Raw genomic sequence first — 17,518 nt, 5'->3', positions numbered from 1 at the left:
CTATGACCCGAAGCGGACGCTGTGCGGGCGCACGGTCGGCACGAACGAGCCTGTCACCACCGCGCTCCCGGCCTTGCCGGCCGCCGGTTGCCTCAGCACCTCGCTCGCAGGGCCGAAAGCTTCGACCATGCCGTTGCGCAGGACCATGACGCGGTCGCAGGCCGCGGCGATCGAAGGGCGATGCGTGATGACGACTGTCGTGACGCTTACACTTCGCGCGGCCGAAAGCATCCCTTCGAGCGCCGCCTCCCCACTGCCGTCGAGATGGGCGTTGGGCTCGTCCAGCACCAGCATGCGTGGCTTGCCGTAGAAGGCGCGCGCCAGCCCTATCCGCTGGCGCTCGCCGCCCGACAGCACGGTATGCGACGGGCCTATCATGGTCTGATAGCCGTCGCGCAGCGTGAGAATCAGCTCATGCGCCTCGGCGCGCCTGGCCGCTTCGACGATCGCGGCGTCATCGGCGTCGGGTTCGAAGCGGGCGACATTTTGCGCGATCGATCCCGGGAAAAGCTCCACCTCCTGCGCGAGATAGCCGATATGCCTGCCAAGCTGGGTTTCGCCCCAGCTCCTCAGGTCGGCGCCGTCGACCCTGACCGCGCCGCCGGTCGGCTGCAGCGCGCCCACAAGCAATTTCGCCAGCGTCGATTTGCCGGCCCCGCTCGGGCCGACGATCGCCACCGCTTCGCCGGCGCCGATGGCAAAATTCAACCGCTTGAGGATGGGCTCCGTGCCGAAAGCCGCAGTCGGCGCGATGAAGAACAGATCCTGCACCGAAATCGCGCCCAATGGATCGGGCAGTGCGAGCTTGCGCCCCTGCGCTGGTTGCGCCGCAAGGGCGGTGTCCAGCCGCTTCCAGCATCGCTTGGCGTCGACGATCTGCCGCCAGGATCCGATCAGCTGGTCGAGCGGCTGCAGCGCGCGCGACGACACCAGCGACGAAGCGAAGATCATGCCGGCGGTCATCTGCCCTTGTAGCACCAGCCACGCGCCGGCGCCGAGGATCGCCAGTTGCAGCATCATGCGCAGCGCCCGCGACGTCGCGCTGAAGATCGCATTGGCGCTTCCGGAACGGTCATGCAGGGTCAGCGCCTCAGCAACGTGCCGTCCCCAGACCGCGGCGGCATTTTGCACCATGCCCATGGCGCGCAGCGTGTCGGTGTTGCGGGCGAAGGCCTGCTCCGCCTGGCTGGCCACCGCCGAGCGTTCCGCCGACATGGCATCGTTCCTGCCGATGGCAAGCTGGTTGGCCACGACCAAGAGAAACAGCAGCACGGCGCCGGCGAGCGTCAGCCAGAACAGGACGGGATGGATGAAATAGAGCAAGGCCAGGAAGACGGGCGCAAACGGCAGGTCGAACAACACCGCCACGCCGCGCGACCTGATGAAGGCGCAAGTCGTGGCAAGGTCGTTCAGCGGCGACAGCCCGCTGCCGGCATGTCTGGCGCCAAGCGAGGCGGCGAATGTCCGCGCGCCCAGTTTCTGGTCGACGGTGGCCGCAACACGTTGCGCGTAGACGGCGCGGACCGCGTCCAGCAGGCCGAGGAAGGCGAGCGCGAGGACCGCCATGGCCGAGAGATAAAGCAGCGTCTCGACGCTGGAGGACGGCAACACCCGGTCATAGACCTGCAGCAGATAGAGCGGGATCACCAGGAGCAGGATGTTGATCAGCAACGAAAAGATGCCGATATCGGCGATGCCGCGCAGGAAAACCGGGCGCAGGCCGATGGCCGCATCGCTGAGTGGCGCGCGGTCCCGTGACATCTAGACGGCGTGCTCGGCTGTCGTGCTCAGATGGCTCTGCTGCAAATCGTTCAGCGTATAGGCGTGGATATAGTCGATCTTCATTTGCGCGGGCGTCGCCAGATGGTCGGGCGGCGCGCCGGCTTGACCGCCGACCGCAAGGTCGACCAGCATATACATGGGCTTGTTCATATCGGACGGCGTCGCCGCTTCCGCGACCTGGACGCCATCATAGGTCCAGACCAGCTTGTCCGGCGTCCACAACAGGCCATAGGTGTGATAGCCGTCGGTGTTGGAGACATTCACCGTCGACCCGACCGTGGTGTGGGTTCCCGTCTCATTTGTGTGCGCGGTCATGAGAAGCGCATTCGGGTTCTGCCCATACATTTCGATCACGTCGAGTTCCGGGGGCCATGAACCGTCTTCGGGCAGAAGCCAGAAGGCCGGCCACGCGCCGGCATTTTCCGGGAGATCGGCCCGCATTTCGAAATAGCCATAGGTCTGCGAGAAGGTGTCGTGCGTCGTCAGTATGCCGGAAGTGTATTCGTAATTGTTGATCAGCGGCTTGATGTCGTCGGGCGCATGCGCCGCGGTTATGGTGAGCACGCCGCTTGCGACGCTGAACGGATGGACCGAGCTGGTCGGCGCATAATTGGCGTCGATATACCATTGCAGCTCGCCGTTCTGGGGCTGCGAGCTGCCGTTCTGCGCCCCCCACCAGAAATTGGAATCCCAGATGCCGCTCTGGCCGTTCCACAGGCTCAGCGTGTTGAAATCGTCGTTGAAGGACAGCGTCATGCCGGTCTTGTCGATCGGCAGCTCGAACTGGCCGGGCTGAAACTTGTCGATCGTGGTGTTGTGGAACACCAGCACCTCGCTCGAGCCGAGGTTCAGCTGCACGTTCGATCCCACCTGGACCATATTGGCGTGGACGGCCTCGAACGAGGTGAAGGCATAGCCGTTGAGGCGCACCGTGTCGGTCGCGCCGAAATCGGAGATAAGGTCGCTGCCATTGCCCTTGGTGATGATGAAGGTGTCGGCGCCGGCGCCGCCGATCAGCACGTCATTGCCCTTGCCGCCGTCCAGCGTCTGGCTGCCAGCGCCGCCCGTTATGATGTTGTCCTGAGCATTGCCGAAGGCATAGTGGCCGTCGCCGGTGACGACGAGGTTCTCGAAATTGGCGGGCAGCTTGTAGCTCATCCAGGTATCGATCGTGTCGACGCCCGCGCCGTAGTTCTCGACCGCTTTGTTGATCGTCGAATAGAGATGGTAATAGTCGTCGCCCGCGCCGCCATACATGGTGACCTTGACGTTGGTGTCGCCCCAGAAGGAATCGTTGCCCGAGGTGCCGTAGCGGTAAGGCGCGCCTCCAGTCGCCGAGAACCAATGGGTGGAAGCGCCGGTATAGGGAAGTGGAATGCCTTTGGCGTTGAGGACTGTGGTCATTCCGACACTCCTTGCGCGTGCTGCCTTGGTCGTTCGACAACCTTCGAGCGACCATTCGGATCAACTCTTAAATTGATCCGTCGTTCCAGGGAATCATTCTATAGTACACCAAGGAGATCGTCGCCCATCATTTAATAGATAATGCCGAAGGCGTTAAGCTGATCCTAATACAACTTTGTAGGAGAGACTTACAATTTTAATAAATTGTGAGATCCGCGCCGAAAGGTTAGGCAATGACGCGACACGACCGCCTGCCTGAGGCGGCGACTCGAAGTCGCGGGCGGATGGCTGCCGGCAAAGGGCTCAAGAAAATTTGACAGGCTATGTCGGACCGGGTGAGGTTCACCCGTCCTTGGGGCATCGAACAACGAAACCACAAAGGATACCGAAGAGATGCCAAGCACCGTACGTTTGCACCGCGTTCTGACGACCAGCCCGGAGAAGGTCTACCGCGCATTCACAGAAGCCGACGCGCTGGCGAAATGGCTTCCGCCGAACGGCTTCACTTGCACCGTGCACAGCTTCGACGCGAAAGTCGGTGGCGCCTTCAAGATGTCGTTCCGAAACTTCACGACGGGCGGCAGCCATTCCTTCGGCGGCGAATATCTCGAACTCGTTCCCGGCGAGCGCCTGCGCTACACCGACAGGTTCGACGACCCCAATTTGCCCGGCCAGATCGAAGTGACCGTGCTCCTGAAGAAAGTGTCGGTCGGCACGGAACTCGACATCACGCAGGCCGGCATTCCGGACGTTATTCCGGCCGAAGCCTGCTATCTCGGCTGGCAGGAGTCGCTGCGCAATCTGGCAAAGCTCGTCGAACCCGAGATCAATCAGTAGAGCCCATCGGATCGGCGGCGCCGCCCAGCCAGTCCGCGCCGCCGACAATGCCGAGCCGAGGACTCATCCCTCACGGCCCGGTGCAGATCGGCAACGGTTGTGGCGGCGGTGGCGGGTTGTCCTTGGCGTATTGCGCGATGATCGGCTCAAGGCTCTTTCGCGGCCAGAATTTCGGCTTGCCGATCTCCTTCAGGCAGGACGCATTCCAATAGGCGCCCGATTTACCAACGGCGGTGATGTCGCGCGATTCCGGGTAGATATAGAGCGTCGTCGGATTGCCCTTCACCATCGAAATGATCTGGTCGGCGTCGGACGGCGACCAGCTGGTGCAGCCATTGCTGCGGCCGCCGGCATAATCCACCAGCTTGCCGTATGGCACGAAGCCGTCATGGTCGGCATAGGAGCTGTTCGGGTTCTTGCGCAGGCACATGCCGCGCAACAGCCGCGCCGCGTGGCCACCGATCACCCGCTGCCTGGCATTCGCCGTCTCCCCCTCACCGTCGAACTGGATGAAGGTGCGCAGCAGCGCCTGGTCCTTTTTTGCGCCGATGCGGTAAAAACCCTTGAATGAGATCTTTGCCTCGCCGGTCATATAGGCGCCACCGGTCGTCAAGGACGAGTCCAGGGCATTGCCGAAGTTTTTCGCGCAGCGTTTGCCGTTGGAGAAATCGACCACGCCTTTCAAATTGCGGCCGCCGCCATGGCCCGACGAGATCGCCCTGAACGACTGCTTGGCCTCGCAAATGACGTAGTAGCGCCGCCCTAGCACGCCATTGCCGAGATCGCCGGGGCGAGTCGCATCCATGGCGAAATAGCAGCCATTGTGGACCGCGCCTTGCGCGACCTTCTTCAGGTAAAGCGCGCGCGCCCGCTCCAGCACCACTTGCGAAATCTCGCCGTCGTCATTGCCGACATGGGCCTGCAGCCAGGCCGGTATATCGGAGGACGCGGCAAAAGACCGGGCAGACATCGTCAAGGCGATGCCGGCGACGGCGAGGAGGCCAAAGACAAAGACAGCCAGAGATTTCAACCGCACCGGACAACCCTCCCGCCCGAACCGTTCTGCGATTCTCGGAAACCCATCATAAATCGTCGCGCGCCGATCGGCGAAACACATCTTGTTCAGAACCGCGCAAGCAAGTCAGGTAGCTGCCTGTTCGCCTTTCACAGCGCCAGGCTGCCCTGTTCCGCCTCCGCGGCATTGGGGTCGCCCGGCGCCGTCGCCCAGGCGAGCTCGACCAGCGTCACCGTGCGGCGGCCGGTGCCGTCGAGCTGGCAGACGATGAGGCCCTGCTCCTCGATATAGGTGAGCAGCCGCCGGGCGCGCCGCAGCGAATGCGAGCCGTAGGCGCGCGCGATCGCCGCGTCGCTCGGGCACGGCCAGCCCTCCTTGGCGGCGCGGGCGATCATCATGAACACGCCCTGCATGTCCTCGGGCAGCAGCGAGGCGCGCACGGAAACGTCCTGCCAGGCGTCATCTCCTGCCATGTCGGCGCCGAGCCCGGCGCGGGCACGCGTCAGCATGCGACGGAATTCTGAGAGGTCCGGCACCACCGAAGCGAGGCCTTCGATGCGGCAGCGGACGACGAACTCCTGATAAAGCACGCCGATGACGCGGAAACCCGCATCGGGCTGCGCCAGGATGGCGCGCAGGACACGGTCCACCCGCTCTCGCCGCTCGGCCATATCCTCGGCGCTTACCGCCGGTTCCGCAGGTTCCGGGCGGATCTCCATCGCCGCTGATTTGGCCGCCATCAGCTGGTCGAGCAGCTCCGGCGACGCCATCCGGCGCGGCGCGCGCATCGTCTCGGGCGGCGGCGCCGCCAGGATGATGGCGCGCGCGTCTTCAAGCGCTGTTTCCGGCATTGCCATCAGCCGCGGCGTACCGTTGCGCGGGCTGGTCTCGGTCTGGCCGATGCGCACGCCCAGCGGACGGCGCGACAGCGCTGGGCCCAACGCCATGAAGTGCCCGCGCTCCAGGTCTCGAAACGCCTCGGCCTGACGCCGTTCCATGCCCAGAAGGTCGGCGGCGCGCGCCATGTCGATATCGAGGAAGGTACGGCCCATGAGGAAATTGGACGCCTCCGCCGCGACATTCTTGGCGAGCTTTGCCAGCCGCTGCGTGGCGATGATGCCGGCAAGGCCGCGCTTGCGGCCGCGGCACATCAAATTGGTCATGGCGCCGAGCGAGAGCTTTCGCGCCTCGTCGGACACTTCGCCGGCCACGGCGGGCGCGAACAGCTGCGCTTCGTCGACCACCACCAGCATCGGATACCAATGCTCGCGGGCAACCTCGAACAACCCGCCGAGAAAGGCAGCGGCGCGCCGCATCTGGTTCTCGGCATCGAGCCCTTCGAGATTGAGCACCGTGGAGACGCGGTGGATGCGCGCCCGCTCGCCGGCTGCTTGCAGGCCACGCTCCGTATGCTCCTCGGCATCGATGACCAGATGGCCGTAATGGTCGCCCAGCGAGACGAAATCGCCTTCCGGGTCGATGATGGTCTGCTGCACCCAGGGCGCGCTCTGCTCCAGGAGCCGGCGCAAAAGGTGCGATTTGCCGGAGCCGGAATTGCCCTGCACCAGAAGCCGGGTGGCCAGCAGCTCCTCAAGGTCGAGCGCCGCCGACGCACCCGCCGTCGTCTGTCCCATCTCGATGGCTACGGTCATGTCACGACTCTCCTTGCGGACAGGGCTTATCAACCCGGCCGCGAGCCGTCGAGCGCGCCATGGCAACTCGCCCGCTGTTCCACACCTATGCTGCCAAAGCGCCACACATCAGCCCATCTGCCCAAAGGGAAGGCACATCAAGCGGAGTTGACCGGCGGCAGAAGCGGCGCTTCCAGCCCGTCGAAGGGATCGCGCCAGGCATCGATGGCTTCGAGCCGGCGATACCAACCCAGAACAGAGGGATAGTCCACCAGCGGCAGGCCGGCTGCATCGTTGAACGGCAAAAACGTCGCCATGCGGAAATCGGCATAGGAAAGCGACTTGCCCACAAGCCATGGCCGCTTGGCGAGCTCCGCCTCGAGAATCGCTGCCGCGATGCGGAACTCCGCCAGCCCCTCCTCGACCTTGCCCTGGTCGACAGGCCCAATCCCGTAGCGCTGCTTGGTTCCGCGCTCGAAATGCACGGTGTCGCAGGCCCGCACGAAATTTTCCTTGCCCCAGCTCAGCCAGCGGATCATGTCGGGTTGGTCGCCGCCGCCGCGCCAGAAATCCGAACCCGCTTCGCGCGACAGAAGGCAGGCTATGGCGTCGGCTTCCCACAGGCTGCCGCCCGTCCATGCCAATATCGGCAGGGTAAGATTGGGATTGAGCTGACGAAACCGCTCAGCCTGTCCGGGCGCCATGGGTGCCGCGAACTCACACTCGACCTTGGCCTGCAGATGACGTGCCGTTGCTACCGCAAGGCGCGGATTGGGATTGCGGCTGAAGTACAGTTTCATGTCGTGTCCTGGACGCTGTGGGCTCGATCCTATCAAACACGCAAACGTGCCCTCTCGGCAATCTGGTCGGACCACGATTCCGCTGGCACACGCCGTCGTTCGGCGTATTATTTCCTTCGGGAGAGGGTTCTTGGCAGGAGGAAGCCATGAACGTAGTGCCGAGCGTACCTGTCATCGACGTGACAACCCAGAACCTTGTTTCCTCTGCGCTTTCCAGATTCCGCGCCGGCGATACCGTCTCGACCAGGGCGGCGCTCGACGCCATCCGCCGCATGGATCCAACCTGTGTCGACAGCGACGACGATCTCGTCGAACTCGTCGTCATGGCGGCAATTGGTAAGACCATGGCGGTTGTGTTCGACCACCGCTCCCGCTAGCCCTGTTGGACGAACCTGTCCCGTTCAACTCGCTTGAGCTCGAGTGGGTTCGGTTGGCGAGCTTTTACAGCTGCAGCCCGGAAGCGGACGTCTTCGTGCGCGAAGGCCGGCAATAGCATCAGCGGGTAAACCTCAGTTCCCCAAGGGATGCGGCATGTAGCCGACGAAGCCGCCGATCTTCCAGTGGCCCGCCACCTTCCTGCAGAAATACAGCGTCTGCCATTTCAGCTTGTCGACGCTGCCATCGGCCTTGGCCACCGAGCCGTTGAACTTCTTGTGCAGCACGGCGCGGTCGCCATCGACATCGATGTCGCGCATGTTGGTGACGCGAAACAGCGCCTCGCGCAGCGGCTCGGCGAATCTGGTCGTCGCCGTCTCCTTGGCCTGGCGCAGCCATTCGTCGCGATAGACGGCAAGGCTCGGGAATTGCAGACGCCAAGCGTCGGCATCGCTGAGGAAATGCGCATGCATGCCGAAGAAGCTGTCGGCGAGGAAATCATCCTCGACCATCGACCAGTCCTGACCGATAAAGGCGTCGATGTCGCGCCGCACCAACATTTCCCAGAGCGCGTGGCGATCGGCATCGCCCTCTGGAAACGGGTTCTTGTCGAAGGTCATTGAAATCTCCTGTCGGGAAAATGCGACGCGCAAGATGCTGGCGAGCCTGCGATAAAGCAACACGCGTTTGGAAAAATGCTGCTTTCCAAAAAGCCCCCTATGAGGATCACCGGGACAGGCGTAGAGCGGTCGTCGAAAACGGGGCGCGGCCACGCCATTCTGAACAGGAGTTTCCTTTGCCCAAAGAGTGTTTTGGAACATCCCACGTGCCGCTGTCGCCGGCCGTGCGCGCCGGGGATTTCGTCTACATCTCAGGTCAGGTGCCGGTCGACGGCGACCGCATTGTGGTCAAGGGCGGCATTACCGAGCAGACCGAGCAGGTGCTGCAGAATGTGAAGGCAGCACTCGCGCTGGCCGGCTGCACCATGGACGATGTCGTCAAGACCACGGTCTGGCTCGAGGACGCGCGCGACTTCGGCGCCTTCAATGCCGTCTACGCCAAGCACTTCCCGAAAAATCCGCCGGCCCGCACCACGGTCGAATCGCGGCTGATGATCGACATCAAGATCGAGGTCGAAGCCGTCGCTTACCGGCCGGTTTGACCAGTCGGGGCATGATCCCGAAAAGTGGAAACCGGTTTTCTCGGACAAACGGAAACCGTTTTGTCCAAAGATCATGCCCCGAAACAAAGAGAGGCAGGCGCCGATGCAGTTCGATCTCCTGATCAAGGGCGGCCGCCTGATCGATCCGGCCTCGGGCCTGGACGCGCCGCGCGATGTCGCCGTTGCGGGCGGACGCATCGTGGCCATCGAGGCGGCGATCGATGCCGAGCACGCCACCAAGATAGTCGACGCTCGTGATTGCATCGTCACGCCCGGCCTCATCGATTTGCATAGCCATGTCTATTGGGGCGGCACCTCGCTTGGCGTCGATGCCGACCGGCTGGCGGCCAAGAGCGGCACCACCACCTTCATCGACGCCGGCAGCGCCGGCGCCGGCAATATTCTGGGCTTTCGCCGCCATGTCATCGAGCGCTCGAAGGTGCGCATCCTGGCCTATGTCAACATCTCCTTTGCCGGCATATTCGGCTTCTCGCAAAGCGTCTCTGTCGGCGAATGCAGCGATCTCAGGCTCTGCGAGCCACGCGAGACGGTGGCTGCGGTGCGCGAGCACGCCGATGTCGTCGTCGGCGTAAAAGTGCGCTCCGGTAAGCATGCCGGCGGCGCCAGCGGCATCGCGCCGGTCGATCTCGCGCTGGAAGCCGCCGACCAGGCCGGCCTGCCGCTGATGGCGCATATAGACGAGCCGCCGCCCGGCCGCTCCGAAGTGCTGCCGCGGCTGCGCAAGGGTGACATCCTCACGCACTGTTTTCGCCCGTTCCCCAACGCGCCGGTCTTCGCCTCCGGCGCGGTGCGGCCGGACATGCGGCTGGCCCGCGAACGCGGCGTCATCTTCGACATCGGCCACGGCATGGGATCGTTCGACTTCGCCGTGGCGAAAGCGATGCTGGCCGAGGGCCTCGCGCCCGACGTCATCTCCAGCGACGTGCATCTCTATTGCGTCGACGGTCCGGCCTTCGACATACTGGTCTGCATGTCGAAGCTAATGGCGCTGGGCATGCCGCTGGTCGAGGTGCTGCGCGCCGCCACGCAAAGGCCAGCCGAGGCGATCGCCAGGCCGGAGCTTGGGACGCTGAAAGTTGGCGGTGTCGGCGATGTCGCGGTGCTGAGACTGCGCCCCGGGCGCTTTACCTTCGTCGATGCGGTCGGTGCGGCGCTGATCGCGGATCAGCGGCTCACATCGGACGGCATCGTCGTGGGTGGTGTCTGGTGGCCGAACGAAGCCGCCGACCACAACGAGACCGAGCGCTTCGAGGCCCACACGCACCATACGCATGTCGAGGTCGCGGCACGGCATTTCGGGCGTAGGCACGATTAGCTGGTCTCCCCTTCATGGGAGATGGTCTGTCTTTCGGCGGCGCGTTTGAGGACCGCCTTCCCCCACTCCGTCTCGGCTTCGCCGAGCCACCTCTCCCCCCTCCGGAGGGAGAGGAAAGGCGCCAGCTGGAATCGCTTCGCGCCATTCCTCTCCCCCGTCGATCGGGGGAGAGGTGTCGAGCGAAGCTCGACGGAGTGGGGGTCGAACCTTACCCCGAATTACTCACCGCCCCAAACACCGGCGTCGCAATCCCTTCCATCCGCGCCTTGATCTGCAGCGCCACATATTTCGAGTAAAACCGCGACAGCGCCAGATTGCCGCCGTGGAACCACAGCGCGTCCTGGGCCGTCGGCTTCCACATGTTGCGCAGCTCGCCTTGCCAAGGACCGGGATCGCCCTTGACGCCGGAGCCGAGGCCCCAGCATGGCCCTACCTTGTCGGCGACCTCGCGCGAGACGATGGCCGCCACGGTCTCGTTCATCGACTGGTAGCCGGTACAGGCGACGATCGCATCGACGGCCAGCTCGCTGCGGTCGTCGAACAGGATGCCGGTCGGCGTCAATGAACTGATGCCGACGCCGCTCTTCACTTTGATCTCGCCATTGATGATCAGTTCGCAGGCGCCGACATCGATGTAGTAGCCGGAGCCGGTGCGGTAGGCCTTCATCAACAGCCCGGTCTCGTCCTCGCCGAAATCGATGGCGAAGCCGGCGGCGCGTAGCTGGTCGTAGAAGTCTGCGTCGCGTGCCTTGATCACCTCGTAAAGATCCCGCTGGCCCTTGGGTACAAGCGCGAACGGCGTGGACGCGACGATCAGGTCGGCCTTGTCGGTGCTGATGCCGCGCGCCAAAGCCTTTTCCGAGAAGATCTCGAAGCCGACTTCCATCAGAGTGTCGGATTTCACCACTGTCGTCGGCGACCGCTGGATCATGGTGACGTCTGCGCCGCTCTCCCAGAGGTCGACGCTGACATCGTGCCCCGAGCTTGCCGCGCCGATGACAGCGACACGTCTGCCGCGGAATTTCTCGCCGCCTGCATACTGGCTGGAATGCAGGAGTTCGCCCTTGAAGGTCTCGGCGCCGGGCAGCGCGATCTGGCGTGGCGGGCCATAGGCGCCGGTGGCAAAGACAATGTGCTTCGGCTTCAGCGTGATCTGCCGGCCGACGCGGTCGACCACCACAGTCCACACCTTCTCGGCCTCGTCATAGCTGGCGCTGAGGCATTTGGTGGCGACCCAGTAGTTGAGCTCCATCACCCTGGTGTACATCTCCAGCCAGTCGCCCATCTTGTCCTTGGGCGTGAACACCGGCCAGTTCTCCGGGAACGGAATGTAGGGCAGATGGTCGTACCAGACCGGATCGTGGAGCACGAGCGAGCGATAACGGTTGCGCCAGGAATCGCCGGGGCGCGCATTTTTCTCGATGATGATGGTGGGCACACCGAGCTGCCTCAGCCGCGCGCCGAGCATGATGCCGCCCTGCCCGCCGCCGATCACCAGGCAATAGGGCTGCTCGGTGGCGCCGAGGTCGCGCGTCTCGCGCGCCCGCGCCTCCGCCCAGGTTTCGCGCTTCGGATCGGCCTTGTGACGGATACCAAGCGGCCGCGCCGGTCCCTTTTGTTCCTCGAACCCCTTGAGCTCACGCACCGCCGTGAACAAGGTCCGGCAGCGGCCGTCCGTAAGGCGCACAATCCCTTCGCCCCGCGCGACCGCCGTTTCGAACGTGAACCAGGCCTCGACGGTGCCCTCATCCGAGGTCGCCTCGCCGGACAGCGTCCAGTGTGAGGGCTTCGTTTCCGCCAGCGTCGCTTGCAGCATGTCGCGGATCTCATCGCGGCCTTCCATCGTGGTGATGTTCCAGGTGAAAGCCAGCAGATCGCGCCAGTAGCAATCCTCGACGAACAGGTTGGCGGCCGCCTCGGCGTCATCAGCTTCCAGCGCCCGTGCAAGCGCGCAAAGCCATGTCGCCGCCTGTTTCGATGGTGCCATGTCGAGCATCTGTTTTTCCCTCGTTTTGCGTTCCCATTGTTTAGAAAGACGGAGCCGCCGCAAGAGGGGTCGCGATATCATGGCGTCGGTTTCTAGCGGCCCGGAACGGAGCCATCTCCCGGAAATCTTTATAGGAATTTTATATCTTTCCTCCCGGCCCCGTCTCGAACCTTTATGGCGATCGGGTCCATATTCCATCTCGAGCAAAACGCTGCGGACGCCGTGACCCCAGAGTTACGGCGGGCCGTTCTCATGGAATTTCTGGCTCGCCAGTCGCTGGCGCCAAATACAAGCAGAAGCAAGGACCAACACAAATGGACATCGTCGTCATCGGGATCGAGGTTTTGTTCTTCGGTCTTTCCCTCGCCTACATCAAAGCTTGCGACGCTCTTTAAGCGGAAGGATCGCACCATGCTTGTCGATTACATCCTCGGTGGCGGCGTGACCTTGTTCCTGCTCGTCTACCTGACATACGCCCTCGTTCGCCCAGAACGCTTCTGAAGCAAGGCACGGAAACCCATGACACTCAACGGATGGATACAGATCCTGGTTTATTGCGGGATCGTCGTTTTGCTGGTGAAGCCGCTCGGCGGCTACATGTACCGCGTCTTCAATGGCGATCGCACCTTTCTCTCGCCCATACTCGGGCCCGTTGAGCGCGGCCTCTACCGCATTTCGGGAACCAGCGAGCGCGAGGAGCAGCACTGGACGACCTACGCGGCAGGAATCATCTTCTTCAGCCTTGCCAGCTTCCTGGTGCTGTACTTTCTGCAACGCCTGCAGGGCGTCCTGCCTTACAATCCGGCCGGGATGGCATCGGTCGAACCCAATCTCGCCTTCAACACTGCCGTCAGCTTCGTCACCAACACCAACTGGCAGAATTACGGCGGCGAAAGCACGTTGTCCTACCTCGTGCAGATGGCCGGCCTGACTGTTCAGAACTTCATGTCCGCCGCCGTCGGCATTGCCATTGCGGTGGCGCTGATCCGCGGCTTCGCCCGCGCCTCGGCCAAATCGATCGGCAATTTCTGGGTCGATATGACCCGCTGCACGCTCTACATCCTGCTGCCGCTCAGCATCGTGCTCACCCTTGTCTATGTCTGGCTCGGCATGCCGCAGACGCTCGGGCCTTATGTCGACGCCACCACGCTGGAGGGCGCCAAGCAGACGCTCGCCCTTGGGCCGGTCGCCTCGCAGGTCGCCATCAAGATGCTCGGCACCAATGGCGGCGGCTTCTTCAACGCCAATGCCGCGCATCCTTTCGAAAACCCCGACGCCATCTCCAACATGATCCAGATGGTGACGATCTTCGCGCTGGGTGCTGCACTCACCAACGTCTTCGGCCGCATGGTCGGCAACCAGCGCCAGGGCTGGGCGATCCTGGCCACGATGGGTGTGCTGTTCATCGCTGGCGTCGTTATCTGCTACTGGGCGGAAGCCGCGGGCAATCCGCTGGTCCATGCGTTGGGCGTCGACGGCGCCAACATGGAAGGCAAGGAGAGCCGCTTCGGCATTGCCGCTTCGGCACTATTCGCCGTCATCACCACGGCTGCGAGCTGCGGTGCGGTGAACGCCATGCATGACTCGTTCACAGCACTTGGCGGCCTGGTCCCGATGCTCAACATGCAGCTCGGCGAAGTCATCGTCGGCGGCGTCGGCGCCGGCTTCTACGGCATCGTCATGTTCATCGTCATCACCGTGTTCGTCGCCGGCCTGATGGTTGGCCGCACGCCCGAATATCTCGGCAAGAAGATCGAGGCCAAGGAGGTCAAGATGGCAATGCTCGCCATCCTCGCTCTGCCGTTGGTCATGCTGGTCTTCACGGCAATAGCGGTCGTGCTGCCAAGCGCCGTCGCCTCGATGGCCAATGGCGGTCCGCATGGCTTCTCCGAGGTTCTTTATGCCTACACTTCGGCGGCGGCCAACAACGGCTCGGCCTTTGGCGGCCTTTCCGGCAACACGCCCTGGTACAACATCACGCTCGGCATCTCCATGTGGGTGGGTCGCTTCTTCGTCATCATTCCAGCGCTTGCCATTGCCGGCTCGCTAGCGACGAAGAAGACGGTTCCGGCTTCCGCCGGCACCTTCCCGACCGACGGCCCGCTGTTCGTCGGCCTGCTCGTCGGCGTCATCCTGATCGTCGTCGGCCTGACCTTCTTCCCGGCACTGGCGATCGGACCGATCGTCGAGCACCTGGCTGCCATCAACGGCCAGACATTCTGAGGCTTGTCATGTCCTGGTTCTACCCAAAACGCATGAAGGCCCGGCCGCGAGCCGGCCCACGAGCCGGCAATGAGGGGGAGGAAACGCCCCCTCCCTTCCCCAGCGTATCTACCTTCCTCGGCCTTGCGGCAGTCATGATCGTGATCTGGCTGCTGGCCTATGGTCCGCCGCCCCTCTTTTCGGCATCCGATCGGTCGGTGCCGGCCAACAGTTCAGATACTGGAGCCACCAAATGAGCCAGTCCAAATCCGCGAGCATCATGGATGCCCGCATCCTGTGGCCGGCCATCGGCGGCGCCTTCAGGAAACTCGACCCCCGCACGCTGGTCAGGAACCCGGTGATGTTCGTCGTCGCCATCGTCTCGCTTCTTACCACGGTCCTGTTCGTCAAGGATCTCGCCACCGGCGGCGGCGATTTCGGCTTTACGCTGCAGATCATCATCTGGCTGTGGTTCACCGTGCTGTTCGCCAACTTCGCCGAGGCCGTCGCCGAAGGCCGCGGCAAGGCGCAGGCCGATTCGCTGCGCAAGGCGCGCACCGAAACCCAGGCCAAGCTGCTTGCCGGCGAAGACCGCTCCAGGTTCAAGCTGGTGCCCGGCACCAGCCTGAAGGTTGGCGACATCGTGCTGGTCGAAGCCGGCGACATTATCCCGTCCGACGGTGAAGTGGTCGAAGGCGTGGCCTCGGTCAACGAGGCGGCAATCACCGGCGAGTCCGCACCCGTCATTCGCGAATCCGGCGGCGACCGTTCCGCGGTCACCGGCGGCACGCAGGTTCTGTCCGACTGGATTCGCGTGCGCATATCAGCCGCCTCCGGCCACACCTTCCTCGACCGCATGATCTCGCTGGTCGAGGGTGCCTCGCGCCAGAAGACGCCCAACGAGATCGCGCTCAACATCCTGCTCGTCGGCATGACGCTGATCTTCGTGCTGGCCACCGCCACGATCCCGAGCTTTGCCTCCTATTCCGGCGGCTATATCCCGGTGACGGTGCTGGTCGCGCTGTTCGTCACCTTGATCCCGACCACCATCGGCGCCCTGCTGTCGGCCATCGGCATTGCCGGCATGGACCGCCTGGTGCGCTTCAACGTGCTGGCCATGTCCGGCCGTGCCGTCGAAGCGGCGGGCGACGTCGATACGCTTTTGCTCGACAAGACCGGCACCATCACGCTCGGCAACCGCCAGGCCACCGAATTCCGCCCGGTCAAGGGCGTCACCGAACAGGAACTGGCCGATGCCGCGCAGCTCGCCTCGCTCGCCGACGAGACGCCTGAGGGACGCTCGATCGTCGTGCTGGCCAAGGAGAAATACGCCATCCGCGCCCGTGACATGGCAACCTTGCATGCCAGCTTCGTGCCCTTCACCGCGCAGACCCGGATGAGCGGCGTCGACATCGATGGCTCGTCGGTGCGCAAGGGCGCCGTCGATTCGGTTCTCGCCTATGTCAGCCAGTCGACATCGGCCACTCACGGCACGCGCCCTGGCAGCGACACCGTCAAGGATCTCCAGGCGATCGCCGACGAGATCGCCAAGTCGGGCGGCACGCCGCTGGCCGTCGAGCGTGACGGCCGCCTGCTCGGCGTCGTCCACCTCAAGGACATCGTCAAGGGTGGTATCCGCGAGCGCTTTGCCGAACTGCGCAAAATGGGCATCCGCACCGTGATGATCACCGGCGACAATCCGATGACTGCGGCGGCGATCGCAGCCGAAGCCGGCGTCGACGATTTCCTCGCCCAGGCCACGCCCGAGGATAAGCTGAAGCTGATCCGCGACGAACAGGCCAAGGGCAAGCTGGTCGCCATGTGCGGTGACGGCACCAACGACGCGCCGGCCTTGGCGCAGGCCGATGTCGGCGTCGCCATGAACACCGGCACGGTTGCCGCCCGCGAGGCCGGCAACATGATCGACCTCGATAGTGACCCGACCAAGCTGATCGAGATCGTCGAGATCGGCAAGGCGCTGCTGATGACGCGCGGCTCGCTAACGACCTTCTCGATCGCCAACGACGTCGCCAAATACTTCGCCATCATCCCGGCCATGTTTGCCGTCTTCTACGTTGCGCCGGGACATACAATCGGCCCCCTGCAAGCGCTCAACATCATGCATCTGGCGACGCCGCAGAGCGCCATCCTGTCGGCCATCATCTTCAACGCGCTGATCATCATCGCTCTGATCCCGCTGTCGCTTAAAGGCGTCAAATACCGCGCCATCGGCGCCGGCGCGCTGCTCAGCCGCAACCTGCTGGTCTACGGCCTCGGCGGCATCATCGTTCCCTTCGCCGGCATCAAGGCGATCGACATGATCGTCACCGGCCTCGGCCTCGCTTAAGGAAATACGTCCATGCTCACTCAGATAAGACCCGCTGTTATCATGATCGTCTTTTTCACCGTTTTGACCGGCCTGATCTATCCCCTGGGCATGACCGGCATCGCCCAGGCGCTGTTTCCGCACCAGGCCAATGGCAGCTTGATCGAGAAAAACGGCACGGTCATCGGCTCCGAACTGATCGGCCAGGGCTTTGCCGACGACAAGTATTTCCATGGCCGCCCCTCGGCTGCCGGCGACGGATACAACGCCGCAGCGTCCAGCGGCTCCAATCTCGGTCCAACCAACCCCAAGCTGATCGACCGCATCAAGGGCGATGTTGCAAAGCTGAAGGCGGAGAACCCGAACCAGCCGGTGCCGATGGATCTGGTGACGACGTCCGGCAGCGGCCTCGACCCCGCCATCAGCCCGGACGCCGCCTATTTCCAGGTCGCTCGGGTGGCCAAGGCCAGGGGCTTCGACGAAGCCAAGGTCAAGGCGCTTGTCGACAGCCATGTCGAAGGCCGCGAACTCGGCTTCCTCGGCGAGCCGGTCGTCAATGTGCTGGCGCTCAACCTGGCACTGGACGATACCAAGCAGTGAGAGACAATCTCTGAAGCCAGGGGCCAGGGATCGACACGATCCTCGGCGCCGTTCATGATCG

The 17,518-nt window shown here is 63.6% G+C and carries 15 protein-coding genes; 8 read left to right on the top strand and 7 right to left on the bottom strand.

From position 1 onward, the window contains the following. Entirely contained in the window at positions 1–1,761 is a 1,761-nt protein-coding gene (locus tag NKJ80_RS22105) for a type I secretion system permease/ATPase (protein WP_023726478.1), read from the bottom strand. Then, entirely contained in the window at positions 1,762–3,186 is a 1,425-nt protein-coding gene (gene eglC / locus NKJ80_RS22100) for an endo-1,3-1,4-beta-glycanase EglC (protein ID WP_023669698.1), read from the bottom strand. Between the two features lie 393 nt (positions 3,187–3,579). Between eglC and NKJ80_RS22095 the strand changes: the two genes are divergently transcribed. Next, positions 3,580–4,023 (top strand): SRPBCC family protein, encoded by a 444-nt coding sequence (locus tag NKJ80_RS22095; RefSeq protein WP_023683102.1) that lies wholly within the window; start codon positions 3,580–3,582, stop codon positions 4,021–4,023. Between the two features lie 70 nt (positions 4,024–4,093). On the opposite strand, the gene NKJ80_RS22090 is transcribed toward NKJ80_RS22095, so the two are convergent. From NKJ80_RS22090 to NKJ80_RS22080, 3 genes are all read right to left on the bottom strand, one after another. Beyond that, positions 4,094–5,059: a hypothetical protein gene (locus tag NKJ80_RS22090; protein ID WP_023683101.1), complete on the bottom strand. Its 966-nt coding sequence runs from the start codon at positions 5,057–5,059 to the stop codon at positions 4,094–4,096. A 128-nt stretch (positions 5,060–5,187) separates the two neighbouring features. After that, on the bottom strand, positions 5,188–6,690 hold the full coding sequence (locus tag NKJ80_RS22085) for a helicase HerA domain-containing protein (RefSeq protein ID WP_023737555.1): 1,503 nt from the start codon (positions 6,688–6,690) through the stop codon (positions 5,188–5,190). A 137-nt stretch (positions 6,691–6,827) separates the two neighbouring features. Continuing rightward, positions 6,828–7,469: a glutathione S-transferase family protein gene (locus NKJ80_RS22080; protein WP_023714111.1), complete on the bottom strand. Its 642-nt coding sequence runs from the start codon at positions 7,467–7,469 to the stop codon at positions 6,828–6,830. 146 nt (positions 7,470–7,615) lie between these two features. On the opposite strand from NKJ80_RS22080, the gene NKJ80_RS22075 reads away from it, so the two are divergent. Next, positions 7,616–7,846 carry a hypothetical protein gene (locus NKJ80_RS22075; protein WP_023669703.1) on the top strand — a complete coding sequence of 77 codons (231 nt, stop codon included), beginning with the start codon at positions 7,616–7,618 and terminating at the stop codon, positions 7,844–7,846. Between the two features lie 132 nt (positions 7,847–7,978). Here NKJ80_RS22075 and NKJ80_RS22070 read toward each other — a convergent pair whose 3' ends face one another. Next, on the bottom strand, positions 7,979–8,464 hold the full coding sequence (locus NKJ80_RS22070) for a hypothetical protein (protein ID WP_023710833.1): 486 nt from the start codon (positions 8,462–8,464) through the stop codon (positions 7,979–7,981). Between the two features lie 176 nt (positions 8,465–8,640). Here NKJ80_RS22070 and NKJ80_RS22065 point away from each other — a divergent pair, with 176 nt between their 5' ends. Both NKJ80_RS22065 and NKJ80_RS22060 read left to right on the top strand, forming a co-directional pair. Next, complete coding sequence (locus NKJ80_RS22065; protein WP_023683098.1) at positions 8,641–9,006, top strand: RidA family protein; 366 nt, start codon at positions 8,641–8,643, stop codon at positions 9,004–9,006. Between the two features lie 103 nt (positions 9,007–9,109). Next, positions 9,110–10,342 (top strand): amidohydrolase/deacetylase family metallohydrolase, encoded by a 1,233-nt coding sequence (locus NKJ80_RS22060; RefSeq protein WP_023710832.1) that lies wholly within the window; start codon positions 9,110–9,112, stop codon positions 10,340–10,342. A 208-nt stretch (positions 10,343–10,550) separates the two neighbouring features. Here NKJ80_RS22060 and NKJ80_RS22055 read toward each other — a convergent pair whose 3' ends face one another. Beyond that, positions 10,551–12,338 carry a flavin-containing monooxygenase gene (locus NKJ80_RS22055; RefSeq protein ID WP_352498310.1) on the bottom strand — a complete coding sequence of 596 codons (1,788 nt, stop codon included), beginning with the start codon at positions 12,336–12,338 and terminating at the stop codon, positions 10,551–10,553. Positions 12,339–12,740: 402 nt separating this feature from the next. Here NKJ80_RS22055 and NKJ80_RS22050 point away from each other — a divergent pair, with 402 nt between their 5' ends. The 4 genes from NKJ80_RS22050 to kdpC all read left to right on the top strand — a co-directional run bounded on the left by NKJ80_RS22050 (position 12,741) and on the right by kdpC (position 17,457). After that, complete coding sequence (locus tag NKJ80_RS22050) at positions 12,741–12,830, top strand: K(+)-transporting ATPase subunit F (protein ID WP_023669708.1); 90 nt, start codon at positions 12,741–12,743, stop codon at positions 12,828–12,830. 18 nt (positions 12,831–12,848) lie between these two features. Further along, complete coding sequence (gene kdpA / locus NKJ80_RS22045; RefSeq protein WP_023699137.1) at positions 12,849–14,552, top strand: potassium-transporting ATPase subunit KdpA; 1,704 nt, start codon at positions 12,849–12,851, stop codon at positions 14,550–14,552. A gap of 232 nt (positions 14,553–14,784) precedes the next feature. Then, positions 14,785–16,878 carry a potassium-transporting ATPase subunit KdpB gene (kdpB, locus tag NKJ80_RS22040; protein WP_023824613.1) on the top strand — a complete coding sequence of 698 codons (2,094 nt, stop codon included), beginning with the start codon at positions 14,785–14,787 and terminating at the stop codon, positions 16,876–16,878. 12 nt (positions 16,879–16,890) lie between these two features. Further along, positions 16,891–17,457, top strand: coding sequence for a potassium-transporting ATPase subunit KdpC (gene kdpC / locus NKJ80_RS22035; RefSeq protein ID WP_023744101.1), 567 nt, complete (start codon positions 16,891–16,893; stop codon positions 17,455–17,457). The last annotated feature ends 61 nt before the right edge of the window (positions 17,458–17,518 follow it).

Origin of the sequence: Mesorhizobium sp. M0030, assembly GCF_040323695.1 — a bacterium.
Classification (GTDB): Bacteria; Pseudomonadota; Alphaproteobacteria; order Rhizobiales; family Rhizobiaceae; genus Mesorhizobium.
Note: the sequence above shows the minus strand (reverse complement) of the source record. Positions and strands in the feature narration are given on the sequence as shown.

Bases quoted from the DNA above. Each gene is read 5' to 3' on its own strand.
- NKJ80_RS22105 (WP_023726478.1), bottom strand. From the start codon at position 1,761: ATGTCACGGGACCGCGCGCCACTCAGCGATGCGGCCATCGGCCTGCGC.
- eglC (WP_023669698.1), bottom strand. From the start codon at position 3,186: ATGACCACAGTCCTCAACGCCAAAGGCATTCCACTTCCCTATACCGGC.
- NKJ80_RS22095 (WP_023683102.1), top strand. From the start codon at position 3,580: ATGCCAAGCACCGTACGTTTGCACCGCGTTCTGACGACCAGCCCGGAG.
- NKJ80_RS22085 (WP_023737555.1), bottom strand. From the start codon at position 6,690: ATGACCGTAGCCATCGAGATGGGACAGACGACGGCGGGTGCGTCGGCG.
- NKJ80_RS22080 (WP_023714111.1), bottom strand. From the start codon at position 7,469: ATGAAACTGTACTTCAGCCGCAATCCCAATCCGCGCCTTGCGGTAGCA.
- NKJ80_RS22075 (WP_023669703.1), top strand. From the start codon at position 7,616: ATGAACGTAGTGCCGAGCGTACCTGTCATCGACGTGACAACCCAGAAC.
- NKJ80_RS22070 (WP_023710833.1), bottom strand. From the start codon at position 8,464: ATGACCTTCGACAAGAACCCGTTTCCAGAGGGCGATGCCGATCGCCAC.
- NKJ80_RS22060 (WP_023710832.1), top strand. From the start codon at position 9,110: ATGCAGTTCGATCTCCTGATCAAGGGCGGCCGCCTGATCGATCCGGCC.
- NKJ80_RS22055 (WP_352498310.1), bottom strand. From the start codon at position 12,338: ATGCTCGACATGGCACCATCGAAACAGGCGGCGACATGGCTTTGCGCG.
- NKJ80_RS22050 (WP_023669708.1), top strand. From the start codon at position 12,741: ATGCTTGTCGATTACATCCTCGGTGGCGGCGTGACCTTGTTCCTGCTC.
- kdpA (WP_023699137.1), top strand. From the start codon at position 12,849: ATGACACTCAACGGATGGATACAGATCCTGGTTTATTGCGGGATCGTC.
- kdpB (WP_023824613.1), top strand. From the start codon at position 14,785: ATGAGCCAGTCCAAATCCGCGAGCATCATGGATGCCCGCATCCTGTGG.
- kdpC (WP_023744101.1), top strand. From the start codon at position 16,891: ATGCTCACTCAGATAAGACCCGCTGTTATCATGATCGTCTTTTTCACC.